Source organism: Edaphosphingomonas laterariae (genome assembly GCF_900188165.1).
In the GTDB taxonomy this organism is placed as follows: Bacteria; Pseudomonadota; Alphaproteobacteria; order Sphingomonadales; family Sphingomonadaceae; genus Sphingomonas_E; species Sphingomonas_E laterariae.
Map to the genome: position 1 here is coordinate 1 of NZ_FZOS01000022.1, position 26743 is coordinate 26743.

Here is a 26743-nt window from a genome sequence, read left to right on the forward strand (position 1 = left end):
CCTTGACGCTGCGCGCAGCCGTGACGGCGCAGAGCACAACGGTTTCGCGCAGCGTCAAGGAAGGGCAGGATTTCTTCCCGCTCACCGTCCATTATCAGGAGAAGTATTTCTCGTCGGGTCGCATCCCCGGCGGCTTCTTCAAGCGTGAACGCGGCGCGACCGAGAAGGAGACGCTCGTCTCCCGCCTGATCGACCGCCCGATCCGCCCGCTGTTCCCGGAAGGCTTCTACAACGAAGTCAACGTCATCGCCCAGGTGCTGAGCTATGATGGCGAGAACGAGCCCGACATTCTGGCGATGGTCGCCGCGTCGGCCGCGCTCACGCTCTCCGGCGTGCCCTTCATGGGCCCGATCGGCGCTGCCCGCGTCGGTTACAAGGATGGCGAATATATCCTGAACCCGACCGACGCGCAGGTTGCCGAAGGCGATCTCGATCTCGTCGTCGCCGGCACCCATGACGCCGTGATGATGGTCGAATCCGAAGCCAAGGAGCTTTCGGAAGACGTCATGCTCGGCGCCGTGATGTTCGGCCATCGGGAGATGCAGAAGGTGATCGACGCGATCATCGACCTCGCCGAGGAAGCCGCCAAGGATCCGTGGGAACTGGCTGCCCAGCCCGATACCAGCGCGATGAAGACGAAGCTGAAGAAGCTCGTCGGCAAGGACATCACCGCCGCCTACAAGCTGACCAACAAGTCGGCCCGCTCGAACGCGCTCAACGAGTCGCGTGCCAAGGCCAAGGCGGCGTTCGCCGATGCGGCCCCGCACGACCAGATGGTCGCCAACAAGCTCGTCAAGAAGCTCGAGGCGGAAATCGTCCGCACCGCGATCCTCAAGGACGGCCGCCGCATCGACGGCCGCGACACGAAGACCGTCCGCCCGATCGTGGCGGAAGCGCACTTCCTGCCGCGCGCCCATGGTTCGGCGCTGTTCACCCGCGGTGAAACCCAGTCGATCTCGACCTGCACCCTTGGCACCAAGGATGCGGAGCAGATGATCGATGGCCTGAACGGGCTGCGCTACGAGCATTTCATGCTCCACTACAACTTCCCGCCTTATTCGGTGGGCGAAGTGGGCCGCTTCGGCGCGCCGGGCCGTCGCGAAGTCGGCCATGGCAAGCTGGCGTGGCGCGCGCTGCACGGCGTGCTGCCGACGAAGGAGGAATTCCCCTACACGATCCGTCTCACCTCGGACATCACCGAGTCGAACGGTTCGTCGTCGATGGCCACCGTCTGCGGCGGCTCGCTGGCGCTGATGGATGCCGGCGTGCCGATCAAGCGTCCGGTTTCGGGCATCGCCATGGGCCTGATCCTCGAAGGCAAGGACTTCGCCGTCCTGTCCACATCCTGGGTGACGAAGATCATCTGGGCGACATGGACTTCAAGGTGGCCGGCACGTCCGAAGGCATCACCAGCCTGCAGATGGACATCAAGATCGCCGGTATCACCGAGGAGATCATGAAGGTCGCGCTGCACCAGGCGAACGACGGCCGCGCGCACATCCTGGGCGAAATGGCGAAGGCGCTGGATCACACCCGCACCGAGCTGTCGGCCCACGCGCCGCGCATCGAGACGATGACCGTGCCCAAGGAGAAGATCCGCGACGTCATCGGCACCGGCGGCAAGGTGATCCGCGAGATCGTCGCCCAGACCGGTGCGAAGGTGGACATCGAAGACGACGGCACCGTCAAGATCAGCTCGTCCGACCTCGACAAGATCGAGGCCGCGAAGAACTGGATCATCGGCATCGTCGCCGAGGCCGAAGTCGGCAAGATCTACACCGGCAAGGTCGTCAACCTCGTCGATTTCGGTGCATTCGTGAATTTCATGGGCGGCAAGGACGGTCTCGTCCACGTCTCCGAAATCAAGAATGAGCGCGTCGCCAAGGTCTCCGACGTCCTGTCCGAAGGGCAGGAAGTGAAGGTCAAGGTGCTGGAAGTCGATCAGCGCGGCAAGGTTCGCCTGTCGATGCGCGTCGTCGATCAGGAAACCGGCGCCGAGCTGGAAGACACGCGGCCCGCGCGCGAACCGCGCGAAGGCGGCGATCGTCCGCGCGGCGACCGTGGCGACCGTCGTCGCGACGGCGGCGATCGCGGCCCGCGCCGCGACCGTGGCGACCGTGGTGATCGCGGCCCGCGTCGCGACCGCGACGAAGGCCCGGCGCCCGAATTCGCGCCGGCTTTCCTGAAGCGCGACGACGACTGATCGTCCGTACGGATCGCAGATAAGGAAAAGGGGGCCGATTGGCCCCCTTTTCTGTTTTCGGCTTTTGAAACGGGGCGGCGGCCGACTGCGCGGCCGCCACAGGCCGCCTGTCACATGCCGTTGATGGCCTGGGCGTTCACGTCCGCGGCATCGATGGCGTCGGCGCGATTCTCGCCTTCCTGGCGCACCGCGTCGGCCTGATCCTCGATCGCGTCGGCCTGCACCTCGTTGGTGGTGTTGTCGGCAATCGCGTCGAGCTGATCGGCCTGGTTGTCATAGGCCTGCTCGACATTCTCGGCCAACGCGTCATCGCCCTGGCCGCCGCAGGCGGCGAGCGCCGCGAAGGCGGCGATGGCGGTGAACTTGATGATCCGGTTCATGTATAACCCCTGCTCTGTCTCGGGAGCGACCGCGGACGGAGCCCTGCGGTCGAGGGGTTGTAAGCGATGAAAACCCCTGCGGTTCCCGAAATCGCGACGAAGCGAGGCAAAATGCCCGACGAAATGGTTCTATCGCTCCCGAAAAGACACGTTAACCATATGTGATTGCTTGGAAAGTGGGGGGCTTCTGTTGCCCGGTGCCCCCCGGACCGCTGGATTCCGCTTCTGTTGCCCGGTGCGGACCGGACCGCGCTATTGTCGATCGTAACGTCGTCCGTGAGGACTCAGTTACGCCGCAAGAGCGAGCGCCTCGTTGTCGTTGGCACTTGTAGGTTTGAACGGTTTTACGGCGCATTCAGGCCGGGCAAAAACATCGTCTTTGAATACACGTCGATCCTAGTTCGGCCCCGTCAGGAGCCCCGATGCCGTTGCCGGCGCCGGGATTTCTGGTGGAGCCGCCGGGTACCGCCCCCGGGTCCGCTGCATCTATTACACGACATCATTTATCGCCATATCCGGGCAAGCCCGGCACGGATGCATATAGTGCGGTCGGAAGCGATTGAGAAGGCCCGGTCAGTCGATCGGGCGCTTCTTCAGTTCGTCGCGGATTTCGCGCAGCAGCACCACATCGGCCGGATCGGCCGCATCCTCGGCGCGGTGGAAGGCCTTGTTGGCGGCGCGCACCAGCAGGAAAATCACGAAGGCGACGATCAGAAAATTCACCGCGACGGTGATGAACTGGCCGTAACCGAGCAGCGGCACCCCCGCCGCCTTCAGATCGGCATAGCTGGCCAGCGATCCTTTGAAATCGGCGGGCGGATCACCCAGCATGATGAAATAATTGGCGAAATCCAGTCCGCCAAAGAGCTTGCCGATCACTGGCATGATCAGGTCGTCGGTCAGCGAACTGACGATCTTGCCGAACGCCGCGCCGATGATCACCGCGACGGCAAGGTCGAGCACATTGCCTCGGTTGATGAAGGCCTTGAATTCATTCAGCATGCTGGTCTCCCTGCTTGGTGACGCCACTTTCCCGCCTTGGCCGGTGGAGATCAAGGCTTGCGATTGCGGCGCCGTTCAAGCTCGCCTAACGCGGCGGGCATGAAGGATGATCCAATCGAAATCATGTGGCGCGGCCGCTATATCGAGGCGCGGCGCAGCGGCACCTGGGAATTTGTCGGCCGCGCGCGCGGTATCGGCGCGGCGGTGATTCTGGCGGTCGATGACGGCCATGTCCTGCTGGTCGAACAATATCGCACCGCGCTCGGGGCGAATTGCCTTGAATTGCCGGCGGGCCTTGTCGGCGACGAACAGGCGGGCGAGGCGATCGAGATCGCGGCTGCGCGCGAGCTGGAGGAGGAAACCGGCTATCGCGCGGCACGCATCGAAAATGCCGGGAATTTCGCCTCGTCGCCGGGCATGGTTTCCGAAACCTTCACCCTGATGGTCGCGCATGATCTGGTGAAAACCGGCGAAGGCGGCGGCGTCGATGGCGAGAATATCACCGTTCACCGCGTCCCGCTGGCCGGAATCGCCGATTTCATCGCCGCCCGGCGGCGCGATGGGCTGATGATGGATGCCAAGCTGCTGCTGCTGCTGGGGGCCGGCCTGATCGGATCAACCTCGGCATAAGGGCGATGAGCGGCCGCAAGGCCGCTTGCCCCGGCCGCCCGGGGTGATAAAGCGGATATGTAATGACTGCACCTATCCGCATCGCCCCGTCCATCCTCTCGGCCGACTTTGCCAAGCTCGGTGAAGAGGTTCGCGCCATCGACGCCGCCGGCGCCGACTGGATCCACGTCGACGTGATGGACGGCCATTTCGTGCCCAACATCACCATCGGCCCGGCCGTGGTGAAGGCGCTTCGCCCGCATTCGGCCAAGCCGTTCGACGTGCATCTGATGATCTCGCCGGTCGACGCCTATCTGGAGGCGTTCGCCGAAGCCGGGGCGGACATCATCACCGTCCATCCCGAAGCGGGGCCGCACACCCACCGTACGGTCCAGCGGATCAAGGCGCTGGGCAAGAAGGCCGGCATCTCGCTGAATCCGGCCACGCCCGCCAAGATGCTCGATTATCTGCTCGAGGAAATCGATCTCGTGCTGGTGATGAGCGTCAATCCGGGCTTCGGCGGCCAGAGCTTCATTTCCAGCCAGCTCCGCAAGATCGAGGCGATCCGCAAGTCGATCGACAAGCTGGGCAAGCCGATCGACCTGGAAGTCGATGGCGGCATCGATGTCGGCACGATCCGCAGTGCGCGCGATGCCGGGGCCGATGTGTTCGTGGCCGGCACCGCCACCTTCCGGGGCGGGCCTTCGGCCTATGCCGCCAACATCGCGGCGCTGAAGGCGGCGTGAGCAGGGCTGGCCCGGTCGATCCGCCCGCGATCGACGGGCAGGACGGGATCGAACCCGGCAAGCGGCTGATTCGTGTCGCGGGCGATCAGGGATTGTCCTTGGCCGAACGTCTCGCCAACCGCCTTCACAAGCTTGCCTGGCGCACGCCATTGCATGCGCTGCGGCTGCGCGGGCGTTACCCGCTGAAATTGCTGGCGGTGCCGGCGGATCCGATTGCGGGCGATGCCGTGCGCGGGCAGGCCATCCTCGGCGGCCGGATCGAATATGGGGGCGAGGTCGTCGATCTCGCCCAGCTCGATTTTTCCGCGCTCGGCGTGTCGGCGGAATGCGCCGATCATGTCCACAGCTTCGCCTGGCTGCGCGATCTGGCGGCGGCGGCCCCGCGCGAACGCGGCGCGCCGATTGCCGAACAGGTGCTCAAGCAGTGGATCGCGGCCTTCGGCAACCATGTTGCCGAACCGGCATGGCGCGCCGATCTGTGGGGCCGGCGCATCCTCTATTGGGCGGCTTATGCCCCCTTCATCCTGTCCAGCGGCGATCTCGTCTATCGTTCGGCGGTGCTCAACGGGCTGGCGCGCGGCGCTCGCCATCTTGATCGCGGCGCGGACAAGGCGCCGCAGGGGCTGCCCCGGATCGCCGCCTGGTGCGGCGTCGTGGCGGCCGGCCTGCTGGTGCCCGGGGGCGACCAGCGGCTCGCCCATGGCGAAGCGGGGCTCGCCCGCGCGCTGGCGCAGGCGCTCTATGCCGATGGCGGGCTGGCCAATCGTTCGGCGGTGGCGCAGCTTGAACTGGTCGAACTGCTGTCGCAGCTCCGCAGCATCTATCTCGCCCGTCGGCGTGATCCTTCGCCGCTGATCGAGGATGCGCTGGCGCGCGCGGTGCCAGCACTGCTCGGCGTCATCATGGGCGATGGCGGCCTGTCGAGCTGGCAGGGCGGCACGCCGGTTTCGGCCGAACGGATCCAGGCCGCGATCGAGGCCTCCACCGTACGCGCCCGGCCGCTCCGCCAGGCGCGCGACTGGGGCTATCAACGCTTGTCCTGCGGGCAGACCGTGGTCGTCGTCGATGCCGCGCCGCCGCCGGTTTCGCGCGTGGCGCAGGGCGGTTGCGCGTCGACGCTGGCGTTCGAGCTGTCCGATGGGCCGCAGCGGCTTGTCGTCAATTGCGGCGGTACGCGCGGCGGCCTGCGCCTGCCGCCATCGCTGACCGAGGCGCTGCGTTCGACCGCCGCGCATTCGACATTGGTGATCGCCGACAGCAACTCGACCGCGATCCATGCCGATGGCTCGCTGGGGCGCGGCGTCGGTGAGGTGGAACTGGACCGGCAGGAAAGCGATGCGGGTAGCCGGGTCGAAGCCAGCCATGACGGCTATGTCCGCCGCTTCGGCTTCGTCCACCAGCGCCAGCTGGCGCTTGCCGCCGATGGCCGCGAGCTGCGTGGCGAGGATGTGCTGTTGCCGGCCGGGCGCCGGCGACGTGGCGGCGGCACCGGCTTTGCCGTCCGCTTCCATCTGGCGCCGGGCGTCGAAGTGACGCCCACGGCCGACGGGCTCGGCGCGCTGCTGCGGCTGGGCGATGGCCGGGCCTGGCAGTTCCGCTGCCGTGGCGGCACGCTGACGGCCGAGGAAAGCCTGTGGATCGACCCGGCGGGCCATCCGCGCGAGGCCGTTCAGCTGGTCGTCGAAGGGCAGGCGGCCAGTGGCGGATCGACGGTCAGCTGGCTGTTCAAGCGGGCAAGCTGATCGCCGCCTGAGCGCCAGCCCGATCGGCTGCGCGGGTGCGTGCAAGACTCCGGTGGAAAAACGGCGCCCTTTGCCCTAACGGGTGCGCCAAAATCCCCCATCAGGACTCGTGCTTCCCATGACCGACGTGAAGATCACCCGCGCCCTCCTTTCGGTGTCGGACAAGACTGGCCTTGCCGATCTCGGCCGCGCGCTCGCCCGCCATGGCGTCGAACTGGTTTCGACGGGCGGCACCGCCAAGGCGCTGCGCGACGAAGGGCTGGAGGTGCGTGACATCTCCGATCTCACCGGCTTCCCGGAAATGATGGATGGCCGCGTCAAGACGCTGCACCCCAAGGTCCATGGCGGCCTGCTCGCGGTGCGCGACGATGCGGCGCACATGGCGGCCGCCGCCGAACATGCGATCGGCATGATCGATCTCGTGATCGTCAACCTCTACCCCTTCGCGCAGACCGTGGCGAAGGGCGCGGACCGCGACGAGGTGATCGAGAATATCGACATTGGCGGCCCGTCGATGGTGCGTTCGGCCGCGAAGAATCACGCCTTCGTCGCCATCGTCACCGATCCGGCCGATTATGGCGCGCTGATCGCCGAGATGGACGAAAAGGCCGGCGCCACGACGCTTGGCCTGCGCCGTCGCCTCGCTGCGACCGCCTTTGCCGCGACGGCGGCTTATGACGCGACGATCTCCTCCTGGTTCGCCTTCGCCGACCAGCAGGAAAGCTTCCCCACCGCGCTGTCGGTGCCGCTCAAGAAGGGCGCGGAACTGCGCTATGGCGAAAACCCGCACCAGTCGGCCGCGCTCTATCTGCCGACCGGCCCGTCCGCGCGCGGCATCGCCCAGGCCGAACAGGTGCAGGGCAAGGAACTGAGCTACAACAATTATAACGATGCCGACGCCGCGCTCGAACTGGTCAGCGAATTCCGCGATGGCCCGCCGACCGTCGTCATCGTCAAGCATGCCAACCCCTGCGGCGTCGCATCGGCCGACACGCTGATCCAGGCCTATGAAGCCGCGCTCGCCTGCGACAGCGTTTCGGCCTTCGGCGGTATCATAGCGGTCAACCGTCCGCTCGACGGGCCGACCGCCGAAGCGATCTCCGGCATCTTCACCGAAGTCGTCGCCGCGCCGGCGGCGGACGAAGCCGCGCGCGCCGTGTTCGCCAAGAAGAAGAATCTGCGCCTGCTGATCACCGGCGATTTGCCCGATCCGGCGCGCCCCGGCCTGATGATGAAGTCGATCGCGGGCGGCATGCTCGTCCAGTCGCGCGACAATGGCCGCGTCACCCGCGATATGCTGAAGGTCGTGACCCAGCGTCAGCCCACGCCGCAGGAACTGGAAGACTGCCTGTTCGCGTGGACGGTGGCCAAGCACGTCAAGTCGAACGCGATCGTCTATGCCAAGGGCGGTTCCACCGCCGGTGTCGGCGCGGGCCAGATGAACCGGCTCGAATCCGCGCGCATCGCGGCGTGGAAGGCCAAGGATGCGGCGGATAAGGCCGGCTGGGCCGAACCGCGCACGATCGGCTCGGCGGTCGCCTCCGACGCTTTCTTCCCCTTCGCCGATGGCCTGCTGGCCGCCGTGGAAGCGGGCGCGACGGCGGTGATCCAGCCGGGCGGCTCGATCCGCGATGCCGAAGTGATCGCGGCCGCCGACGAAGCGGGCCTGGCCATGGTGTTCACCGGGATGCGCCACTTCCGCCATTGATGTTGGCGCGCTGGCCGTTACCCTGAAAGGCGCGGCGGTGGGGCAGCGGGCCTGCCTCTCCGCCCGCGGGGGACGAATGTGGGTCGGAACTGGATTGAACATTGGCGGGCCACCATGCCGGGGCTGCGCGCGTTCGATGGCTGGGCCGGCCTGTCGGCCCGGTTGGCGGGGCGGCATCTGGTTCGCCAGCCCGGGGTGGCGGCGGGCGCCGCGCTGCTCGATCGCGCGACGGCGGATGCCGGCATCGGCGCGTGGGAATGCGATCTTTCCGATCAGGCGCTGAGCTGGACGAGCGGCGTGTTCGATCTGTTCGGCCTGCCGCGCGGATCGCGGATCGACCGGCGCGACATCGTCGAGATGTATAGCGACGATTCGCGCGAGGCGATGGAATGGCTGCGTGCCGATGCCGTCGCGCGCGGCCGGGGCTTCACCCTCGACGCGCAGATCTGCCGGCCCGATGGCCAGCGCCGCTGGATGCGGCTGACAACGGCGGTGCAAAACCAGGGCGGCCGGGCGCGGCGTATCTATGGGCTGAAGCGCGACATCACCGAAAGCCGGGCGGAATGGGATAAGCTTCGCCGCGCCGTCGATCATGATCCCGAAACCGGGCTGGCCAGCCGATCCTGCTTCGAACGCCGTTTTCTGGATCGGCCGGCCACCGGCGTCGAACTATGGCCGCTCGGCGCGCTCGTGCTGATCGCGGTCGATGGCGTCGGCCGCGTCTTCGATGGGCCGGGTGCCGCCGCCGGTGCCGCCTGCCTCGACGCGCTGGCGAACCGGCTTGTGGCGGGCTTCCCCGATGCGCTGCTGATCGCACGTGTCGATGACGAGCATTTCGCCGTCCTCACCCACGCCCATCGCGCGTCCGGTGACTTCGAGTCGCAGGTGGCGGCCGCGCTCGCCCAGCTGGCCGCGCCGATCTACTGGAGCGGCCGGGCGCTGGCATTGCGGCCGCGCGCCGCGATCGCGGCGGCGGAAAATGGCTTCGCTTATGAAGCGCCGGCGATGCTGGCGGATGCCGAACGCGCGCTGGCCAGGGCGGGGCAGAACGGGCTGGCCGCAGTGCAGGTGGCGCCTGGCCGCCCCGTCTGGCCGGTGGCTACGCCTCCAGCACGGCGTCGAGGCTGATTTCGGCGTTCAGCACCTTCGATACCGGGCAATTGGCCTTGGCCTTGGCGGCCAGTTCCTGAAACTGGGCATCGGTGGCGCCGGGGATCTTGGCGGTCAGGCTCAGCGCGACGGCGGTGATGGCGAAGCCGCTTTCCAGCTTCTCCAGCGTCACCTTTGCGCTGGTTTCCATCTTGTCGGCCTTCAGCCCCGCGCCGTCGAGCTGGCCGGAAAGCGCCATGGTGAAGCAGGCGGCATGGGCCGCGCCGATCAGTTCTTCGGGGTTGCTGCCCTTCTGCCCTTCGAACCGTGCCGCAAAGCCATAGGGATAGGCATCGAGCGCGCCGCTGCCCGTCGAAATCGCGCCGCGCCCATCCTTCAGCCCGCCCGACCAGACGGCGGAACCCTTGTTGACGATCTTCATCGGCGATCTCCTTGGCAAACGGGTGATGCGAAGGCCCGCATCATGACCGTTCAAGGCTACGCGCGAAAGACGGGAAAGTGCCCGGCCGGGATCAGCCCGCCGCCGCCCGGCGCGGCTGGATGTTGCTGGCGATCTGGCGCATCACCTGTTCGCCATGCTGGTTGAAGCAGGTGATGCGGAATTTGACGAAGCCGATTTCGGGCCGCGATTTCGGCGCGCTCTTGTCGATCACCTCGGTTTCCACGCTCAGCGTGTCGCCGGGATAGACGGGCTTCAGCCAGCGCATTTCATCCAGCCCCGGCGATCCCATGGAAAAGCTGCCGGTGCGCTGGCCTTCGTCCACCATCATCCGCATCACCATCGCGGCGGTGTGCCAGCCGCTGGCGGAAAGGCGGCCGAAGATCGGGTTGGCGGCGGCGGCGGCATCGTCGAGGTGGAAGGGCTGGGGATCGTAGCGCGAGGCGAAGTCGATCACCTCGTCGCGCGTCACCGGATAGGCGCCGAAGCGCCGCACCTGCCCGATTTCATAATCCTCGAAGAAACCGACCATCGCGCACCCTCTTACACGTTGAAGCGGAACAGCATCACGTCGCCGTCCTGCACCACATAATCCTTGCCTTCGGACCGCAGCTTGCCCGCTTCGCGTGCGCCGGTTTCGCCCTTGCAGGCGACATAATCGGCAAAGGCGATGGTTTCGGCGCGGATGAAACCGCGTTCGAAATCGGTGTGGATCACGCCGGCGGCCTGCGGGGCCTTGGCGCCCTTTTCAACGGTCCAGGCGCGCGTTTCCTTCGGCCCGGCGGTGAAGAAGGTGATCAGGTGAAGCAGGTCATAGCCGGCGCGGATGACGCGGGCGAGGCCGGTTTCCTTGAGGCCGAGGTCCGACAGGAATTCCGCGCGGTCCTCGGTGGCGAGCGAGACGATCTCGGCCTCGATCGCGGCCGAGACGATCACCGCCCTGGCGCCTTCGGACGCCGCCTTTTCGAACACGCGCGCCGAAAAGGCGTTGCCGTCGGCGGCCGAGCCTTCCTCGACATTGCAGACGTAAAGCACCGGCTTCGCGGTCAGCAGCTGGGCGGTTTCGAAGATGCGCTTCTCATCCTCGTCCTTCGGCGCGGTCAGCCGGGCGGGCTTGCCGTCGCGCAGCAGATCGAGCGCCTGGCCGAGCACGGACGCGGCAGCCTTGGCTTCCTTGTCGCCCTGCGCGGCCTTCTTGGCGAAGGCCGGCACGCGCTTTTCCAGCGATTCGAGATCGGCGAGCATCAGTTCGGTTTCCACCGTCTCGGCATCGGCGATCGGATCGACCTTGCCTTCGACATGGGTGATGTCGCCATCCTCGAAGCAGCGCAGGACGTGGACGATCGCATCCACCTCGCGGATGTTGGCAAGGAACTGGTTGCCCAGCCCTTCGCCCTTGGATGCGCCGCGCACCAGCCCGGCGATGTCGACGAAGGCGAGCTGCGTCTCGATGATTTTGGCCGATCCCGCGATCGCGGCGATTTCCTGCATGCGCGGATCGGGCACGGCGACCTGGCCGACATTCGGCTCGATCGTGCAGAAGGGATAATTGGCGGCCTGCGCGGCTGCCGTCTCGGTCAGCGCGTTGAACAGGGTGGACTTGCCGACATTGGGGAGGCCGACGATGCCGCAGCGGAAACCCATTGAGATACCTTGTGTCTAGAAGGAAGCCTGAAGCGGCCCGTGATCGGGGGAAGCCGATAGGCGTTTATCCCCGCAAAATCCAGCAATGTCGCCAGCGCGGCGCCGTTGCGCGCTCAGCGATAGTTGAAGCTGATGCTGATCCGATCGGGCTTGCCGTCGCCCGAAAGCACTTCGTGGCGCAGCCAGCTTTCCCACAGGAAGATGGTGCCCGGCGCAGGCTCGGCGCGGACGAAGGTCTGCAGATCCTCGGGCGCATCGGCCGTGCGCTGGGGCGCCGCCATCATCATCGTCAGGCGCGGATCTTCCAGCTTCAGCGCGCCGGCGCCCGGCGGCACGGCGATATAGACGGTGCCTGAAACCACGCTGTGCGGGTGGATGTGGCCTGAATGCATGCCGCCGGGCTTCAGAAGATTGACCCAGAGGCTATCGAGCTTGAGCTTGCGGCCGCCCAGTTCGAACGCGCAATCCCTGGCGAAGCGGGCGACATGGCGGTTGATGATGCGGACGAGATCGGCGAAGCGCGGATCGCGCAGCGGCAGATCGGCCAGCGACGCATAGCTCGTATAGCCGCGATAGCCATGCTCGCGCGACCAGCGCCGCCCGGCCATGTCCTCGGCCGCCAGCGCGCGGACGGCATCTTCCAGCTCGGCGACAAGCGCGTCGTCGCCGATATTATCCTCGTAGAAACGGGTCGCGAACAGCGAACGGCTGGGCATGGTTTCAATCCTGCTGTCGGAGCGCCACGTCGCTCATGAACCGGGCGTCGTTGCCATCGGCCAGCCATTTGGCCTCCGCCGCCATCGCGCCCAGCATTTCGGCCAGATCGTCCATCTCGGCCTTGGCATAATTGCCCAGCACATGCCCGGTCACGCGCTCCTTGTGGCCGGGATGGCCGATGCCGATCCGCACCCGGCGGAACGGATTGCCGATATGCGCTTCGGTGGATCGCAGGCCGTTATGGCCGGCGGTGCCGCCGCCCGTCTTCACCTTAACCTTGAACGGGGCGAGATCGAGCTCGTCGTGGAACACCGTCACGTCGCCGACATCGCCCTTGTAGAAACGTAGGGCCTCGCCGATCGCGCGGCCGCTTTCGTTCATGAAGGTCGCGGGTTTCAGCAGCAGGATCTTGTGGCTGCCGATCCGCCCTTCGCGGATCCAGCCCTGAAAGCCCTTTTTCTCAGGGCCGAAGCCGTGGACCTCGGCGATCGCGTCGACCGCCATGAAACCGACATTGTGGCGATGGAGCGCATATTGCGCGCCGGGGTTGCCGAGGCCGACCCAGAGCTGCATCGAAACGTCCTGAAAGGCTGTTGCGGCGGCGGGTTGCCGCCGCCGGTTATTTGGCGGCCGGCGCGCCTGCGGCGCGGCTGGCTTCGATCATGGATTTCATGGTCGCGCCGAACGCGTTCAGGCAGCCCAGCGCCTCGACGCCGCGATTGCTGCCCTTGAACTCGCCTTCGGCCGTCTTGAACGCCTTGACGAGCGCGGGGCCGGACAGGCGCGTCGAAACGCGGCCGGCATAATAAGGCACCGCCTGGTTGAGGCCCGCGGCGGCCTTCTTGTCCTGTTCGGTCAGCTTGGCTTCGTTCTGGCGCAGCGCGGTGGCGCTGAACGCGGTGGCGACGAAGCAGAAGACGTCGCGGTCGGCAGGCTTCACGGCCGGCGCCGGGGCCTTGGCCGCCTGGGCAAAGGCCGTGTGGGGCAGGAGGACGAGGCTCGCAGCCCCGATTGCAATCATGGCACTGCGCACATCGCCCTCCTGTCCAAACGTCGCGTTACTCGGCGTCGGTCGCCGGAGTTTCGTTGTCGCCTTCTTCGCTCTTAAGAGCCGACGGCGCAACGATTGTTGCAACGGTGATGTCGCGATCGGCGTGCGCGGGCTTGGCGCCCTTGGGCAGCTTCACGTCCGCGAGGTGGATCGACGAGCCGACATCGAGGCCGGCGAGCGAGATCGTGATGTCGTCGGGGATGTGCGCCGCGTCGACGATCAGTTCGATTTCATGCTCGACGATGTTGAGCACGCCGCCGCGCTTGATGCCCGGGGCCTGGTCTTCGTCGGTGAAGGCGACCGGCACCTTGACGTTGACGGTGGTGTGCTCGCCAATGCGCAGGAAATCGACGTGCAGCGGACGGTCGGTGACCGGGTGGAACTGGACGTCCTTCGGCAGCGTGCGGATCGTTTCGCCGTTCAGGCCGATCAGCACGACGCTGTTCATGAAGTGGCCGTTGGCCATCGACATCACCAGCGCCTTTTCCTCGATGTGGATCGAGGTCGGTTCCTGCTTGTTGCCGTAGATCACGGCGGGGACGCGGCCTTCACGACGAACGGCGCGGGAGGCTCCCTTGCCTGCCCGCTCGCGCGCCTCGGCCGACAGGTTGAGCGTGTCGCTCATATCATGTCTCCAGTTCGCTTGGGTTTCACTGCCCGAACCGCCTCCAGGGATGACCGGATCGGGGAGGCGCGCGCATAGCCGAGCAGGCGGCGAGAGTCAAAGCAGGGGCGCGCGAAAGCCAGCCTTACTGCACCCGCTGAACCTTCAGCTTCTTCGCCTTGAGCATGGCGATCACCGAATCATTGCCGGCAAGATGGCCGGCGCCCACCGCGACAAACACGGTGCCGGGCTTGTCCAGCCGCGCCTTCAGCCATTCGGTCCACGCCGCGTTGCGCCGGACGAGCAGCGCCTCGCGCAGTTCGGGGGACACGCGGACATCCTTGTCGAAGCTCGCCGAAATGCCCTTTTCGTCGCCGCGTGCCCAGGCGGTCAGCATTTTTTCGAACTCGACCTTCTGGTCCGCCCCGTCGTCCACCATCGCGATCAGGAACTGGCGCTGCGCGTCCTCCGGCATGCCGTCCAGCACGCGCAGCTGCTGTTCGGCCGTCTCCAGCCCCTCGATCGGCTTGTTGACGGCCTTGAAATCGCCCTCCAGCTGTTCCTCCACGCCGATCCCGCCGGCCAGGCCGAGATCGCCGAGCAGCACCGGCATCAGCATCAGCGCGCCGCTCCACGTGTCCATCCCGTCGAGCACCCTGGGCGGCACCTTGCTGCGCGCGATCAGCGCGGCAAGCGCGGCCTTCTTGTCCGCCGGCACGCGATCGACCAGCGGCGGCAGCCCCGGCGTCATGCCGATGCGGGCCAGCAGCGCCATCGCCTTGGACGGATCGGTGCGGTCGAGGATCGCCTCGATCACCAGCCCGTCCGATTGCGCCACCGCCTTGTCGATCACCGCGTCGCGCCATTTATAGCCCGGCGGCAGGACGTGGATCGTGCCGAACAGCCAGATCGTCGTATCCTCGTCGGCCAGCTTCCACAGCGCCGGCCGGCCTTCCTTGGGCGGCTTGGCGGCGGGGGAGGGGGCGGCGTTGCAGGCGGTGAGGCCGGCGGCCACGAACGCGGCCAGCAATTTCCGGAAGATGGTCATTTCCGCCTTATCCGGGCTCGTTGCCCGCTCGGCAAGCGGCTGCCGTTCCGCTTGCCGCAAAGGGGTCCGGTCGCTAGGGTCCGCCGCGATTTTGTGCGGATGCGAAGGCATATCGGGGTTCAATGGCAAAGCCGCTATCTTTTCAAGGACTTATTCTGACGCTCCATGATTATTGGAGCAAGCAAGGCTGCGTGATTCTCCAGCCTTATGATGTCGAGATGGGTGCCGGCACCTTCCATCCCGCAACAACATTGCGCGCGCTCGGCCCCAATCCGTGGAAGGCGGCCTATGTCCAGCCGTCCCGCCGGCCGACCGACGGCCGCTATGGCGAAAACCCCAATCGCCTTGGCCATTATTACCAGTATCAGGTGATCCTGAAGCCTTCGCCGCCCAATTTGCAGGAACTGTATCTGGGCAGCCTGGCGGCGATCGGCATCGATCCGCTCACCCACGATATCCGCTTTGTCGAGGATGATTGGGAAAGCCCGACGCTCGGCGCCTGGGGGCTGGGCTGGGAAGTCTGGTGCGACGGCATGGAAGTGACGCAGTTCACCTATTTCCAGCAGGTCGGCGGCTTCGATTGCAAGCCGGTTTCGGGCGAACTGACCTACGGGCTCGAACGCCTCGCCATGTATATTCAGGGGGTCGACCGCGTGTACGATCTCGCCTTCAACGATGAAGGCGTCACCTATGGCGACGTGTTCCTCGAAAATGAGCGCCAGTTTTCGGCCTATAATTTCGAGGCCGCGAACACCGAAACGCTGTTCCGCTGGTTCCGCGACGCGGCGGACGAATGCCGCGCGCTGCTGGATCGGGAAAAGCCCTTGCCGCTCCCCGCTTATGATCAGGCGATCAAGGCCAGCCACATCTTCAACACGCTGCAGGCGCGGGGCGTGATCTCCGTCGCCGAACGCCAGGCCTATATCGGCCGCGTCCGCGATCTGGCGAAGGGCTGCTGCGCTGCCTGGATGGCGCATAACGGGTGGGAGGCCTGAGATGACGGACTTCCCCAAGATCGTCATGCCGGCGAAGGCTGGCATCGCTCTCCGCATCTCGGAACGCCTGCCGCACGAGACCCCGGCCTTTGGGGTGACGAAAATGGAGGCGCGGGCATGACCGACTTCCTGCTCGAGCTCCTGTCCGAGGAAATTCCTGCCCGCATGCAGGAAAAGGCCTGTGCCGATCTCGCCCGCCTGTTCGAGGCGGAGATCGCCAAAGCGGGTCTGAAGGCCGCCGCGATCGAAACCTATGCCACGCCCCGCCGCCTCGCGCTGATCGCGCGTGGCCTGCCGGCGGAAACGGCGGCGGTGAGCGAGGAGCTGAAGGGCCCCCGCGCCGATGCGCCCGCGCAGGCGCTGGAAGGCTTCCTCAAGAAGACCGGGCTGACCCGCGAACAGCTGGTCGAACGCACCGATGCCAAGGGCAATGCCGTGCTGTTCGCGGTGATCGACAAGCCCGGCCGCGCCACGCCGCAGGTGCTGGCCGATGCCATCCCCGCGATCGTCGCCGCTTTCCCCTGGCCCAAATCGATGCGCTGGGGCACGGCTTCGATCAGCAGCGCCGCGATGCGCTGGGTCCGCCCGTTGCAGGGCATCGTCGCCTTGTTCGGCGATGATGTGGTGGATTGCACGGTGGATGGCATCCGTTCGGGCGCGTCGACGCTCGGCCATCGCTTCCACCATCCCGGCGCCGTCACCATCGGCAATGCCGATGATTATGCGGCGAAGCTGCGCGCCTGCCACGTCATCCTCGATCCCGCCGAACGGCAGGCGATCATCCGCGATCGCGCCAATGCGCTCGCGGCCGAAGCCGGGCTGACGGTGGTTCCCGATGAAGGGCTGGTCGCGGAAAATGCCGGCCTCACCGAATGGCCGGTGCCGCTGCTTGGGCATTTCGACACGGACTTCCTGTCGGTCCCGCGTGAGGTGATTCAGCTTACGCTCCGAACCAACCAGAAATATTTCGTGCTGAACGATGCGGCCGGCCAGTTGGCCGCGGCCTTCATCTGCGTCGCCAATGTGGACGCCAAAGATGGCGGCGCCGCGATCACCGCCGGCAATGGCAAGGTGCTGGCCGCCCGCCTGTCCGACGCGCGCTTCTTCTGGGAACAGGATCTCAAGATCAGCCTCGCCGACAATGCGAAGAAGCTCGATCAGATCGTCTTCCACGAAAAGCTCGGCACCGTCGCCGACAAGGTGGAACGCGTGGCGAAGCTCGCCCGCTGGCTGGTGGAAGAAGGGATCGTCACCCCGGCCCTTGCCGTCACCCCAGCGAAGGCTGGGGTCTCAGGCGAAGGTGCGACCGGCCAGCCGCACGCGATGCCAGCTTCCGCTGGCATGACGAAAGCGGTGTTGGCCGATCAGGCCGAACAGGCCGCGCGTCTCGCCAAGGCCGATCTCGTCACCGGCATGGTCGGCGAATTCCCCGAATTGCAGGGCATCATGGGCGGCTATTATGCCCGCGCCGAAGGCCTGCCCCACGCCGTGGCCGATGCCATCCGCGATCATTACAAGCCGGTCGGCCAGGGCGACGAAGTCCCCACCGCGCCGGTGACCGTGGCGGTGAGCCTGGCGGACAAGCTGGATAGCCTTCAGCAGTTCTTCGCCATCGGTGAAACGCCAACCGGCTCCAAGGATCCGTTCGCGCTCCGTCGATCGGCACTCGGCATCATTCGCGTGCTGACCGACAACGGCCTGCGTTTCGCGATCCCCGCCGATCTGCTCGATTTCTTCGCCGACCGCCTCAAGGTTCAGCAGCGCGAGGCGGGTGTTCGCCACGATCTGATCGACGCGGTGTTTGCGCTGGGCGGGGAGGATGATCTCGTCCGTCTGCTCGCCCGCGTGAAGGCGTTGCAGGGCTTCGTCAGTTCGGAAGAAGGGGCGAACCTGCTGGCCGGCTACAAGCGCGCGGCGAACATCCTGAAGAAGGAAGGCTTCGAAACTTCCGTCACCCCAGCGGAGGCTGGGGTCTCAGGCGATGGCGCGAGCGGCCAGCCGCAAGCGATGCCAGCCTCCGCTGGCATGACGGACCAGAATGGACTGTCCTACGCGCCTGAAAAAGAGGAAGCAGACTTGGCCGCCGCGCTCGACGTGGCCGAGCCGAAGGCGGCGTCCGCCGTCGCGGCCGAGGATTTCGAAGGCGCGATGCAGGCGTTGGCCGGCCTGCGCGGGCCGATCGACGCCTTCTTTGACAAGGTGACGGTGAACGATGCCGACCCCGCCAAACGGACGGCGCGGTTGGGGCTGCTTTCGCGCATCCGCGCGGCGGTGCACGAAGTGGCCGATTTCTCGAAGATCGAAGGCTGAAGCGCGCCCGCCGGGGCAAGATTGAGGGATGCCCACGCAACCCTCAACTTCCTCAACTTCGGCGGGCTCAACGAAGGTGAGAGTTGATGACGCAGTACGTCTACCGTTTCGGCGGCGGAGTTTCGGATGGTGGCAAGGGGAACAAGAATCTCCTTGGCGGCAAGGGCGCCAATCTCGATGGCATGGCATCGATCGGCCTGCCGGTGCCGCCGGGCTTCACCATCACCACCGAAATGTGCACCCGTTATTATGAAGACGGGCAGGTTTTCCCCGAAAGCCTGAAGACGGAAGTCGCGGGCGGCATCGCCCATATCGAAAAGGTGACGGGCAAGCAGTTCGGTGTCGCCGCCGATCCGCTGCTGGTGTCGGTCCGTTCGGGCGCGCGCATCTCGATGCCGGGGATGATGGATACCGTCCTCAACCTCGGCCTCAACGATGAAACCGTGGTCGGCCTGGCCGCGATTTCGGGCGACGAACGCTTCGCGTGGGACAGCTATCGCCGCTTCATCCAGATGTATTCCGATGTGGTGCTCGAACTCGATCATGGCGCATTCGAAGAAGCGCTGGAGATCGCCAAGGAAGACAAGGGCTTCACGCTCGACACCGAATTGTCGGCGGCCGACTGGCAGGCGCTGGTCAAGAAATACAAGGCGATCGTGCAGGAACAATGGGGCAAGCCCTTCCCGCAGGACGTGCACGATCAGCTGTGGGGCGCGGTGGGCGCGGTGTTCGGTTCCTGGCAGTCCGAACGCGCCAAGGTCTATCGCCGGTTGAACGACATTCCCGGCGGCTGGGGCACGGCGGTCAACGTGCAGGCGATGGTGTTCGGCAATATGGGCGACACATCGGCCACGGGCGTCGCCTTCACCCGCGATCCCAGCAAGGGCGACCGCGCTTATTATGGCGAATTCCTGATCAACGCTCAGGGTGAGGACGTGGTGGCGGGCATCCGCACGCCGCAATATCTCACCAAGGCCGCGCGCGAGGCCGCCGGGGCCAAGCCGCTGTCGATGGAAGAGGCGATGCCCGAGGTCTATGGCGAACTCGCCCGCGTGTTCGACCTCCTCGAAACCCATTATCGCGACATGCAGGACATCGAGTTCACGGTCGAACGTGGGCATCTGTGGATGCTGCAGACGCGTTCGGGCAAGCGCACCGCCAAGGCCGCGCTCAAGATCGCGGTGGACATGGCCAATGAAGGGCTGATCACCCAGCAGGAAGCCGTTGCCCGCGTCGATCCGGCCGCGCTCGACCAGCTTCTCCACCCGACGCTCGATCCCGCCGCGCCGCGCGACGTGATCGCCAAGGGCCTGCCCGCCTCGCCGGGGGCCGCCTCGGGCGTCGCCGTGTTCGACAGCGATACCGCCGAACATCGCGCCGGGCTGGGCGACAGCGTGATCCTCGTCCGTGTCGAAACCTCGCCGGAAGATATTCACGGCATGCACGCGGCCAAGGGCATCCTCACGGCGCGCGGCGGCATGACCAGCCACGCTGCCGTGGTGGCGCGCGGCATGGGCCGTCCCTGCGTTTCGGGCGTGGGCAGCCTCGCCATCGACGCCAAGGCCAAGCTGTTCCGCGTCGCCGGGCGCGAGGTGAAGGAAGGCGACATCATCACCATCGACGGTTCGACCGGCGAAGTGATGGTCGGCAAGGTCGCGACGGTCGAGCCTGAACTGGCCGGCGATTTCGGTGTGCTGATGGAATGGGCCGACAAGGTGCGCCGCCTGAAGGTGCGCGCCAATGCCGAAACCCCGCTCGACTGCAAGGTCGCGCGCAGCTTCGGCGCCGAGGGCGTGGGCCTTTGCCGCACCGAGCACATGTTCTTCGATGCGGCCCGCATCACCGCCGTCCGCCAGATGATCCTCGCGGAAGATGAAAAGGGCCGCCGTGTCGCGCTCGACAAGCTGCTGCCCGAACAGCGTGGCGATTTCGTCCAGATCTTCGAGATCATGGCTGGGCTGCCCGTCACCATCCGCCTGCTCGATCCGCCGCTGCACGAATTCCTGCCCCATGCGGAGGAGGAGTTCGCTGAGGTGGCCGAGGCCGCCGGCGTCGGCATCGAGGCGTTGAAGCGCCGCGCGGCGGAACTGCACGAATTCAACCCGATGCTCGGCCATCGCGGCTGCCGTCTCGGCGTCACCTATCCCGAAATCTACGAGATGCAGGCCCGCGCCATCTTCGAGGCCGCCGTCGAGGTCGCCGAAAAGAGCGGTGCCGCGCCGATCCCCGAGGTCATGGTCCCGCTTGTCGCCACGCGGCGCGAGCTGGAACTGATGAAGGACGTGATCGACAATGCCGCCAAGGCCGTGTTCGCCGAAAAGGGCCGCACGATCGACTATCTGGTCGGCACGATGATCGAACTGCCGCGCGCCGCGCTCAAGGCGGGCGAGATCGCCGAGGTGGGCGAATTCTTCTCCTTCGGCACCAACGATCTGACGCAGACAACGCTGGGCGTTTCGCGCGATGACGCCGGCCGCTTCCTGACCACCTATGTCGACAAGGGCATCTATGCCCGCGATCCGTTCGTCAGCCTCGACGTCGATGGCGTCGGCGAACTGATCGAGCTTGCGGCCGAGCGCGGGCGCAAGACGCGGCCGAACATCAAGCTCGGCATCTGCGGCGAACATGGCGGCGATCCCGCCTCGATCGCCTTCTGCGAGGCGACCGGCCTCGATTATGTCTCGGCCTCGCCCTATCGCGTGCCGATCGCGCGTCTCGCCGCGGCACAGGCGGCGCTCAAGAAGGGCTGAACCCGATCGCGCCTCCCTCGTTGTCCTTGAAGGATGGCGAGGGAGGCAGACATGCGATTATGGCCCTGGGGCGCGGCGTTGATGCTGGCGGGCTGCGAAGCGGGCGACACGGCACGCGATCAGCAGGACCCCGATGCCGCGCCGATCGACAATGCCGCCACGCCCCCCGCGGCCCCGATTTTCGACTGGACCGGCGAATGGGCCGCAACCGCCGCCTTGTGCGATGGCGGCCGCTGGCGGATGGCGCGCGACCGGATCGCGACCGCCGGCGAAACCAGCTGCGCGGTCGAAGGCGAACGCGTGGAATTCGACGGCGTGATCGCGCTCGACCTCCACTGCACCGCCGAAGGCACGGACACCCGCGAACGCTGGATGCTCGATCCGCTCGCGGACGGACGGATGAAAGTCACCCGCGTCACCGGCGGCAACGTCGTCGCCGAAGTCACCCTCGGCCGCTGCGGATAGGGCCGGGATTGTCGGTAGTTTTTACAGGCTGCTGGATCGGAGCTATGGCCGCGCCAATGAAGTCAACGATGGCATAAAAATTGCTTCCCGCTGTTGGGTAAAAATCTTTTATTATCAGGGGGATTCGTTGATGTTGCGTCGATCGGTGGTCGCGGCCGTCTTGTTGCTCGGTTCTGCCGTCCCAGCGCCAGCCGCGCTGATTATAACGACCGTCACCGCAGGAAGCGAATATCGCCCGGATGGCCCCGCCTACCTTACCGGCTACGACTCTACCGAAACGCTGACTGTGGAACGCCATGGCAATCTGGCACGTGCGTCCACCGACGTGGGCGTGAACCGCATCTATGCGGCCGGTGACGATCCCGATACCGGGTCTGCTGGAGCCAACTCGCTTTGGGGCGCCAATTTTCGCGTCGGCGACAGTCTGGATGGCAGCGGCCGCGTGCAGGTGAGTTTCGACGTTCGTATCCAGGGTTCGATGACGCCGGACATCGGGTGGCCAAGCGAGGCGGCCGGGGAGTTCGGTTATCAGCTTGGTGCGATCCGCGGCCGGGTCGATACGTTCGCGATGAACGATTCTGGGGACGGTAATTACAGCTTCGGCGTTGAGCGCCCGTTGCCTGGCGGCACCGAGCGCATCGGGTTGAGCGATCAATCCTATGTGCGGCAACTCAGCACGGCTACGCAGAATATGACCATCACCCGGCAGGACGGATATTATGAATCCTGGATCGAGTTGCTTCCCGGATCTGGACAGATTCCGCAGCTCATTCAGGTGAGATATTATCCTGATCGCATGGAGCAGCTGATCCATGGCCAATGGCAGTCGCGGCCTTACGCCAGTCAGAATACATATGCGCAGCTGGAAGCCAGCTATCACATGGATCATGCTAAGGTCTGTGGCAGCTATTATGGCTGCGCGCCAGGCGCCGTCGATCAACTGCTGACGGTGAGGTTCGATGTCGCCGCAAACAGCGAGTTCTTCGTCTATGGCCTGATGAGCCTCGAAGAGCTTGAGGGAGGTATTGTCGATTTTGGACGCGCAGCGGTGATCAGCGGAATCACTGTCGGCAACAGCAGCTACTTCACCAGCGAAGCACCTGGCCTCATCCAAATGGCTGACGGGCGTTACAATTTCGCCAGCGCCATAGCCGCGAGCGCCGCCGTTCCCGAGCCGGCAAGCTGGGCCATGATGATCGCCGGCTTCGGGCTGGTGGGCGGCGCCCTGCGCCGTCGTGGCACGTTGGCGTTTGCCTGATCGGGGCGCCGGCTGGCGGCGCCCCGGATGTGCCGTCAGCCGGCGTTGAGGAGGTTGTCGGAGATCGAGCAGGCCGCCGGGCCGAGGATGACGATGAACAGCACCGGCAGGATGAAGCAGATCAGCGGCACCGTCATGATCGCGGGCAGGCGGGCGGCCTTTTCCTCGGCGCGCATCATCCGTTCGTTGCGGAATTCGGCGGACAGCACGCGCAGCGCCGACGCCAGGGGCGTGCCGTATTTCTCGGTCTGGATCATCGTCGTCACGACGCCGCGGATCGAATCCAGGTCGACGCGCATCGCCAGATTTTCGAATGCGGTGCGGCGGTCGGTCAGGAAGCCCAGCTCGATCGCGGTCAGCGCGAATTCGTCGCCCAGTTCGGGATAGGCCTTGCCCAGTTCCTTGGCGACGCGGTGGAAGGCGGCATCGACAGTGAGGCCGGCTTCGGCGCAGATGACGAGCAGGTCGAGCGCATCGGGCAGGCCCTTGCGGATCGCCGTGCTGCGCTTGCTGATCTTGTTGTCGACGAACAGGTCGGGCGCCTTGTAACTCAGGATCAGCGCGCCGGCGGCGACGCCGAAACGCTTGAATGCCGACCAGTCGGCGAGCCAGCCGAAGCCATAGATGGCCAGCACGACGCCGCCGCCGATGACGATCGGCAACACCATCCGGCCGAAGATCACCGCGACGGCCGCGTCCTTGGATCGGATGCCGGCGCGCATCAGCTTGATCTGCGCCTGCTTCAGCTGTTCGTCCTGCAGCACCTGCAGCGAATTGAGCAGGGTGCGCATGCGATCGGCGGTCTGATTGGTCTGGGTCAGCTTGGCGCGGCGCTTGCCGGTCGACGCGGTGATGCCGGCTTTCAGCTGTTCGCGCCGCTCGTTGAGCGCCTTGACGCGCTTGGCCATCGGATCGCGCACCGTGGTCGCCGCGTAGATGGCGACGAGCAGCGCGAAGGTCGCCACGGCGGCGAGCATCGTCGCCACCGTGTAGACATCGATTCCCAACAGGGTCGGGCCGGCCTGCGCTTCCATGATGCTTCGCGTCCCCCGATCAGATTTCGAAGTTGATCATCTGGCGCATGATGAAGGCGCCGATGGCCATCCAGACGATTCCCCCGCCGCCGGCGATCATCAGCCGTTCGTCGGTGAAGAATTTGCCCATATAATCGTAGTTGATGTAGCTGATCAGGACGAAGACGATGAACGGCAGCGACCCGATGATATAGGCCGACGCCTTCGATTCCGACGACATCGCCTTGATCTTCAGCTTCATCTGCGCACGCTTGCGCAGCACCTCTGCCAGATTGGCGAGCGTTTCGGCCAGATTGCCGCCGGTTTCGCGCTGGATCTGCAGCGTGATCGTGAAGAACTGGAATTCAGGCGTGCCCAGCCGGTCCGCGGTTTCCTGAAGCGCGGCGTCCATCGTCCGACCGATCTTCATCTTGTCCGATACGGCGCGGAACTCCTCGCCCACCGGCCCCGGCACTTCGGACGCGACCACGCCCATGGTTTCCGAGATCGGCAGGCCCGAACGCAGACCGCGCACGAGCAGTTCGATGGCATCGGGAAACTTGGAAGTGAAGGCGGCGACGCGCCGGCCGATCTGGATGCCGACGATCATGTGCGGCACGCCGACGCCGACGAGCAGGCCGACGAACAGCGCCAACAGGATCGGCAGCCCCTGCACGGCCATGCCGCCGGCGAGCACCAAAGCGATGACGAGCGACGTCACGGCATATTTGCCGACCGTCCAGTTCTTGCCCGTCATGTCGAGCCGCTTCTGGAACTGCGCGGGATTGGGAATGAAGCGGGTAAAGGCGAGGTCGAGCTTGGTTTCGCGCTGCGCGAGGATGCGCCGCATCTGCGCTTCCACGGCGCCGCCGCTGGAGGTGGCGTGGCGATCGCGGATATCGGCGAGGCGCCGGCCCTGCGCCTTGGCGGTGGAGGGCCCGGCAAAGGCCGCGACGAGCAGCAGCAAGGCGCCCAGGATCGCGGCGGCGAACACGATGATCGGGGTCGCCTCCATGCGCTTAGCCCTGCTTCTGCTTCTTGGCCGGCAGGATCGACTTCAGATCGCCGATCTTGCCGAGGAGCGACTTGCCCGAGGCCTTGGGCGCGACGGCACCTTCGCCTTCGACGACGCCGACGAGGCGCTGTGCCAGATCGACGAGGGCCGGCCCGATCTTGGTGGTCTTGGCCACTTCGGCCAGCGGCTTGCCAAGCTTGGCGGCCTGCGCCGCGGTCTTCTGGTCGTAAGGCAGCACGATATCGACGGCGCGTTCGATCGAGCCTTCGAAATCCTTGCGGCTGATTTCCGTCATCGCGCCCGCCGGCACGCGGTTGGCGACGAGGATGATGCGCGCCTGCGGCGCATTGGTCTTCAACCAGGAAAGGACGCGGATCGTATCGCGCGTCGCCGCCAGCGTGAATTCGGTGACGACCACCACGGCCTGCATGTCGTGCGTCAGGTGCGGATGCTGGATCAGCATCGAACGCGGCAGATCGACGACGGTGCATTCGAACGCGGCGCGGATCTCTTCCTGCAACTGGTGGAAGGCCGAACCGTCGGTCAGGAGCGGCTGGGTGATCGGCGCTTCGGCCGACAACACGGCCAGCCGGTCATTGGCCTTCACCATCGCGCGTTCGATGAACAGCCCGTCGATGCGGCTCGGATTTTCGATCGCGTCGGTCAGGCCGCGGCCGGGTTCGAGGTCCAGCGCCAGCGCGCCGGTGCCGAAATGGATGTCGAGATCGAGCAACGCCGTCGTCCGGCCGGTCTTGTCACCGAACAGCCAGGCGATCGACGATGCCAGCGTCGAGGCGCCGACACCGCCCCGCACGCCGATGAAGGCGGTGGACAGATGCGGCCGATCGATCGCCTGTTCGCCGTTGCGAGGGCCGGCCAGCGTCATCTGCGCGTGCGCGAAGGCATCGCGCAGTTGATCCGGGTTGAACGGCTTGAGCAGATAATCCTGGATGCCCGAAGCGACGAGATCGCGATACAGCCGCACGTCGTTCACCTGGCCGGCGGCGATCACCACCGTGCCCGGCTCGCACACTTCGGCCAGCGAATTGATGTCGTTCAGGGGATCGCCCGATTCCGACATGTCGACGAACAGGATGCCCGGGCTTGCCGACACCGAAAGCGACTGGACCGCGTTGCGCAGGCCGCCCTTGTTCACCTTTTCCGGCGGCCAGCCCAATTCGCCGACCACCAGCCGGAGGACGTCCGCCGTCGCTTCGTCGCAGACATAAGCGGTGAACGGATCGCGAAGCGCGCTGCCGCGCGAATGGAAAGGCGCGTTCATTATTTGCCTCCGGTCGATTCGGACTTGATGGCGCCGCCGGCCCCGGTGGGCGCGGTATCGCGATAGGATTTGATCGCCTTGGTCACGCTGCGCGCGTCCGAACTATTGGCTTCCTGGCCGCGCACCAGATCTTCGGGATTGGCGATCATCGCCGCGAGGTTGCCGTTCACCGCACAACCATAGTTGGACATGCCCGAACCCGCGAATTCGGGTTGCGAGATGCGGTCCCAGTTCGGGCAGTTGGGGATGCTGGCATTGGCGCGGCGCACCACGATGCGCATCATGCCGTTGACGGGCGCTTCGGGCGTCACCGGCGCGGCTTCGCTCAACAGCAGGCCGTGATCGGCGAGGACGGCGGCTACGGCGGCGCGCGCGTCTTCATGCCCATAAGGCATCGGATCTTCGATCGCGACGACATCGCCATAGCCAAGGTTGAGCGCGGCGAACCAGCCGTCGATGCGGCGGGCTTCGGGCGACTGGGCCGATGTCAGCCCGGCCGGGTTCACGTCGAGCACATAATTGGCGCGGGTGACGACCGGCTGGTTGGCGGCTTCCAGGCCACGATTGACCGGGCCGCAGGCGCCAAGCGCCAGTGCGGAGGCGAGGATGCCGGAGGCGAGGATGCGGCGCATGTTGATGCTCTCCATGGCGG

The 26743-nt window shown here is 65.9% G+C and carries 23 protein-coding genes, 1 other RNA gene and 2 pseudogenes; 11 read left to right on the forward strand and 15 right to left on the reverse strand.

The features are described from left to right. Positions 1-2203 (forward strand): annotated as a pseudogene (gene pnp, locus CHB74_RS15805) (polyribonucleotide nucleotidyltransferase); the annotation flags it as partial. A gap of 110 nt (positions 2204-2313) precedes the next feature. Here the strand turns inward: pnp and CHB74_RS15810 are convergent. From CHB74_RS15810 to mscL, 3 genes are all read right to left on the reverse strand, one after another. After that, positions 2314-2583 (reverse strand): hypothetical protein, encoded by a 270-nt coding sequence (locus tag CHB74_RS15810; RefSeq protein WP_089220611.1) that lies wholly within the window; start codon positions 2581-2583, stop codon positions 2314-2316. A gap of 214 nt (positions 2584-2797) precedes the next feature. Continuing rightward, positions 2798-3153, reverse strand: a transfer-messenger RNA (tmRNA) gene (gene ssrA, locus CHB74_RS15815). Between the two features lie 3 nt (positions 3154-3156). Next, complete coding sequence (gene mscL, locus CHB74_RS15820) at positions 3157-3585, reverse strand: large conductance mechanosensitive channel protein MscL (protein WP_089220612.1); 429 nt, start codon at positions 3583-3585, stop codon at positions 3157-3159. Positions 3586-3684: 99 nt separating this feature from the next. Between mscL and CHB74_RS15825 the strand changes: the two genes are divergently transcribed. The 5 genes from CHB74_RS15825 to CHB74_RS15845 all read left to right on the forward strand — a co-directional run bounded on the left by CHB74_RS15825 (position 3685) and on the right by CHB74_RS15845 (position 9518). Further along, on the forward strand, positions 3685-4215 hold the full coding sequence (locus CHB74_RS15825; RefSeq protein WP_089220613.1) for an NUDIX hydrolase: 531 nt from the start codon (positions 3685-3687) through the stop codon (positions 4213-4215). A gap of 62 nt (positions 4216-4277) precedes the next feature. Then, on the forward strand, positions 4278-4940 hold the full coding sequence (gene rpe / locus CHB74_RS15830) for a ribulose-phosphate 3-epimerase (protein WP_089220614.1): 663 nt from the start codon (positions 4278-4280) through the stop codon (positions 4938-4940). Continuing rightward, on the forward strand, positions 4937-6682 hold the full coding sequence (locus tag CHB74_RS15835) for a heparinase II/III family protein (RefSeq protein ID WP_089220615.1): 1746 nt from the start codon (positions 4937-4939) through the stop codon (positions 6680-6682). The genes rpe and CHB74_RS15835 overlap by 4 nt, the downstream gene beginning before the upstream one ends. Positions 6683-6800: 118 nt before the next feature. Then, positions 6801-8390, forward strand: a complete 1590-nt coding sequence (gene purH / locus CHB74_RS15840) for a bifunctional phosphoribosylaminoimidazolecarboxamide formyltransferase/IMP cyclohydrolase (RefSeq protein WP_089220616.1) — start codon at positions 6801-6803, stop codon at positions 8388-8390. 114 nt (positions 8391-8504) lie between these two features. Next, positions 8505-9518 carry a diguanylate cyclase domain-containing protein gene (locus tag CHB74_RS15845; RefSeq protein WP_089220617.1) on the forward strand — a complete coding sequence of 338 codons (1014 nt, stop codon included), beginning with the start codon at positions 8505-8507 and terminating at the stop codon, positions 9516-9518. On the opposite strand, the gene CHB74_RS15850 is transcribed toward CHB74_RS15845, so the two are convergent. The 8 genes from CHB74_RS15850 to CHB74_RS15885 all read right to left on the reverse strand — a co-directional run bounded on the left by CHB74_RS15850 (position 9490) and on the right by CHB74_RS15885 (position 15003). Then, positions 9490-9921: an OsmC family protein gene (locus CHB74_RS15850; RefSeq protein WP_089220618.1), complete on the reverse strand. Its 432-nt coding sequence runs from the start codon at positions 9919-9921 to the stop codon at positions 9490-9492. The genes CHB74_RS15845 and CHB74_RS15850 overlap by 29 nt on opposite strands. 91 nt (positions 9922-10012) lie before the next feature. Beyond that, on the reverse strand, positions 10013-10471 hold the full coding sequence (locus tag CHB74_RS15855) for a MaoC family dehydratase (RefSeq protein ID WP_089220619.1): 459 nt from the start codon (positions 10469-10471) through the stop codon (positions 10013-10015). 11 nt (positions 10472-10482) lie between these two features. Next, positions 10483-11583: a redox-regulated ATPase YchF gene (gene ychF / locus CHB74_RS15860; RefSeq protein ID WP_089220620.1), complete on the reverse strand. Its 1101-nt coding sequence runs from the start codon at positions 11581-11583 to the stop codon at positions 10483-10485. 113 nt (positions 11584-11696) lie between these two features. Continuing rightward, positions 11697-12299: a TIGR02466 family protein gene (locus tag CHB74_RS15865; protein WP_089220621.1), complete on the reverse strand. Its 603-nt coding sequence runs from the start codon at positions 12297-12299 to the stop codon at positions 11697-11699. A 4-nt stretch (positions 12300-12303) separates the two neighbouring features. Further along, positions 12304-12873, reverse strand: coding sequence for an aminoacyl-tRNA hydrolase (gene pth / locus CHB74_RS15870; RefSeq protein ID WP_089220622.1), 570 nt, complete (start codon positions 12871-12873; stop codon positions 12304-12306). Between the two features lie 46 nt (positions 12874-12919). Next, a complete protein-coding gene (locus CHB74_RS15875) occupies positions 12920-13333 on the reverse strand; it encodes a hypothetical protein (protein ID WP_245842969.1) in 414 nt (137 codons plus the stop codon). A gap of 25 nt (positions 13334-13358) precedes the next feature. Then, positions 13359-13976: a 50S ribosomal protein L25/general stress protein Ctc gene (locus CHB74_RS15880; RefSeq protein WP_089220624.1), complete on the reverse strand. Its 618-nt coding sequence runs from the start codon at positions 13974-13976 to the stop codon at positions 13359-13361. A gap of 124 nt (positions 13977-14100) precedes the next feature. Next, complete coding sequence (locus CHB74_RS15885; protein ID WP_089220660.1) at positions 14101-15003, reverse strand: TraB/GumN family protein; 903 nt, start codon at positions 15001-15003, stop codon at positions 14101-14103. Between the two features lie 122 nt (positions 15004-15125). On the opposite strand from CHB74_RS15885, the gene CHB74_RS15890 reads away from it, so the two are divergent. The 5 genes and pseudogenes from CHB74_RS15890 to CHB74_RS22820 form a co-directional block, all read left to right on the forward strand. Next, on the forward strand, positions 15126-15998 hold the full coding sequence (locus CHB74_RS15890; RefSeq protein ID WP_089220625.1) for a glycine--tRNA ligase subunit alpha: 873 nt from the start codon (positions 15126-15128) through the stop codon (positions 15996-15998). Between the two features lie 117 nt (positions 15999-16115). Next, the gene (gene glyS / locus CHB74_RS15895) at positions 16116-18308 is read left to right on the forward strand and encodes a glycine--tRNA ligase subunit beta (protein WP_089220626.1); all 2193 of its coding nucleotides are present in this window, start codon (positions 16116-16118) and stop codon (positions 18306-18308) included. A gap of 86 nt (positions 18309-18394) precedes the next feature. After that, complete coding sequence (gene ppdK / locus CHB74_RS15900; protein WP_089220627.1) at positions 18395-21058, forward strand: pyruvate, phosphate dikinase; 2664 nt, start codon at positions 18395-18397, stop codon at positions 21056-21058. A 51-nt stretch (positions 21059-21109) separates the two neighbouring features. After that, positions 21110-21523 carry a hypothetical protein gene (locus tag CHB74_RS15905; RefSeq protein ID WP_144033819.1) on the forward strand — a complete coding sequence of 138 codons (414 nt, stop codon included), beginning with the start codon at positions 21110-21112 and terminating at the stop codon, positions 21521-21523. A 1156-nt stretch (positions 21524-22679) separates the two neighbouring features. After that, positions 22680-22781, forward strand: a pseudogene (locus CHB74_RS22820) (PEPxxWA-CTERM sorting domain-containing protein); the annotation flags it as partial. Between the two features lie 35 nt (positions 22782-22816). On the opposite strand, the gene CHB74_RS15915 reads toward CHB74_RS22820, so the two are convergent. Genes CHB74_RS15915 through CHB74_RS15930 form a run of 4 tightly spaced genes read right to left on the reverse strand, consistent with a single transcriptional unit; the run spans position 22817 to position 26738 of the window. Further along, positions 22817-23815 carry a type II secretion system F family protein gene (locus CHB74_RS15915; protein WP_089220629.1) on the reverse strand — a complete coding sequence of 333 codons (999 nt, stop codon included), beginning with the start codon at positions 23813-23815 and terminating at the stop codon, positions 22817-22819. 19 nt (positions 23816-23834) lie between these two features. After that, a complete protein-coding gene (locus CHB74_RS15920; protein ID WP_089220630.1) occupies positions 23835-24809 on the reverse strand; it encodes a type II secretion system F family protein in 975 nt (324 codons plus the stop codon). 4 nt (positions 24810-24813) lie between these two features. Beyond that, the gene (locus CHB74_RS15925) at positions 24814-26091 is read right to left on the reverse strand and encodes a CpaE/TadZ family protein (protein WP_089220631.1); all 1278 of its coding nucleotides are present in this window, start codon (positions 26089-26091) and stop codon (positions 24814-24816) included. Next, positions 26091-26738: a CpaD family pilus assembly protein gene (locus CHB74_RS15930; protein WP_089220632.1), complete on the reverse strand. Its 648-nt coding sequence runs from the start codon at positions 26736-26738 to the stop codon at positions 26091-26093. The genes CHB74_RS15925 and CHB74_RS15930 overlap by 1 nt, the downstream gene beginning before the upstream one ends. Positions 26739-26743 lie beyond the last annotated feature (5 nt).

Excerpts from the sequence above, each read along its gene's own strand:
- CHB74_RS15845 (WP_089220617.1), top strand. The coding sequence starts at position 8,505 with ATGCCGGGGCTGCGCGCGTTCGATGGCTGGGCCGGCCTGTCGGCCCGG.
- CHB74_RS15890 (WP_089220625.1), top strand. The coding sequence starts at position 15,126 with ATGGCAAAGCCGCTATCTTTTCAAGGACTTATTCTGACGCTCCATGAT.
- CHB74_RS15810 (WP_089220611.1), bottom strand. The coding sequence starts at position 2,583 with ATGAACCGGATCATCAAGTTCACCGCCATCGCCGCCTTCGCGGCGCTC.
- CHB74_RS15880 (WP_089220624.1), bottom strand. The coding sequence starts at position 13,976 with ATGAGCGACACGCTCAACCTGTCGGCCGAGGCGCGCGAGCGGGCAGGC.
- CHB74_RS15920 (WP_089220630.1), bottom strand. The coding sequence starts at position 24,809 with ATGGAGGCGACCCCGATCATCGTGTTCGCCGCCGCGATCCTGGGCGCC.
- CHB74_RS15825 (WP_089220613.1), top strand. The coding sequence starts at position 3,685 with ATGAAGGATGATCCAATCGAAATCATGTGGCGCGGCCGCTATATCGAG.
- purH (WP_089220616.1), top strand. The coding sequence starts at position 6,801 with ATGACCGACGTGAAGATCACCCGCGCCCTCCTTTCGGTGTCGGACAAG.
- CHB74_RS15865 (WP_089220621.1), bottom strand. The coding sequence starts at position 12,299 with ATGCCCAGCCGTTCGCTGTTCGCGACCCGTTTCTACGAGGATAATATC.
- CHB74_RS15915 (WP_089220629.1), bottom strand. The coding sequence starts at position 23,815 with ATGGAAGCGCAGGCCGGCCCGACCCTGTTGGGAATCGATGTCTACACG.
- CHB74_RS15855 (WP_089220619.1), bottom strand. The coding sequence starts at position 10,471 with ATGGTCGGTTTCTTCGAGGATTATGAAATCGGGCAGGTGCGGCGCTTC.
- CHB74_RS15925 (WP_089220631.1), bottom strand. The coding sequence starts at position 26,091 with ATGAACGCGCCTTTCCATTCGCGCGGCAGCGCGCTTCGCGATCCGTTC.
- pth (WP_089220622.1), bottom strand. The coding sequence starts at position 12,873 with ATGCAGCTCTGGGTCGGCCTCGGCAACCCCGGCGCGCAATATGCGCTC.
- rpe (WP_089220614.1), top strand. The coding sequence starts at position 4,278 with ATGACTGCACCTATCCGCATCGCCCCGTCCATCCTCTCGGCCGACTTT.
- CHB74_RS15850 (WP_089220618.1), bottom strand. The coding sequence starts at position 9,921 with ATGAAGATCGTCAACAAGGGTTCCGCCGTCTGGTCGGGCGGGCTGAAG.
- glyS (WP_089220626.1), top strand. The coding sequence starts at position 16,116 with ATGACCGACTTCCTGCTCGAGCTCCTGTCCGAGGAAATTCCTGCCCGC.
- CHB74_RS15885 (WP_089220660.1), bottom strand. The coding sequence starts at position 15,003 with ATGACCATCTTCCGGAAATTGCTGGCCGCGTTCGTGGCCGCCGGCCTC.
- CHB74_RS15905 (WP_144033819.1), top strand. The coding sequence starts at position 21,110 with ATGCGATTATGGCCCTGGGGCGCGGCGTTGATGCTGGCGGGCTGCGAA.
- mscL (WP_089220612.1), bottom strand. The coding sequence starts at position 3,585 with ATGCTGAATGAATTCAAGGCCTTCATCAACCGAGGCAATGTGCTCGAC.
- ppdK (WP_089220627.1), top strand. The coding sequence starts at position 18,395 with ATGACGCAGTACGTCTACCGTTTCGGCGGCGGAGTTTCGGATGGTGGC.
- CHB74_RS15930 (WP_089220632.1), bottom strand. The coding sequence starts at position 26,738 with ATGGAGAGCATCAACATGCGCCGCATCCTCGCCTCCGGCATCCTCGCC.
- ychF (WP_089220620.1), bottom strand. The coding sequence starts at position 11,583 with ATGGGTTTCCGCTGCGGCATCGTCGGCCTCCCCAATGTCGGCAAGTCC.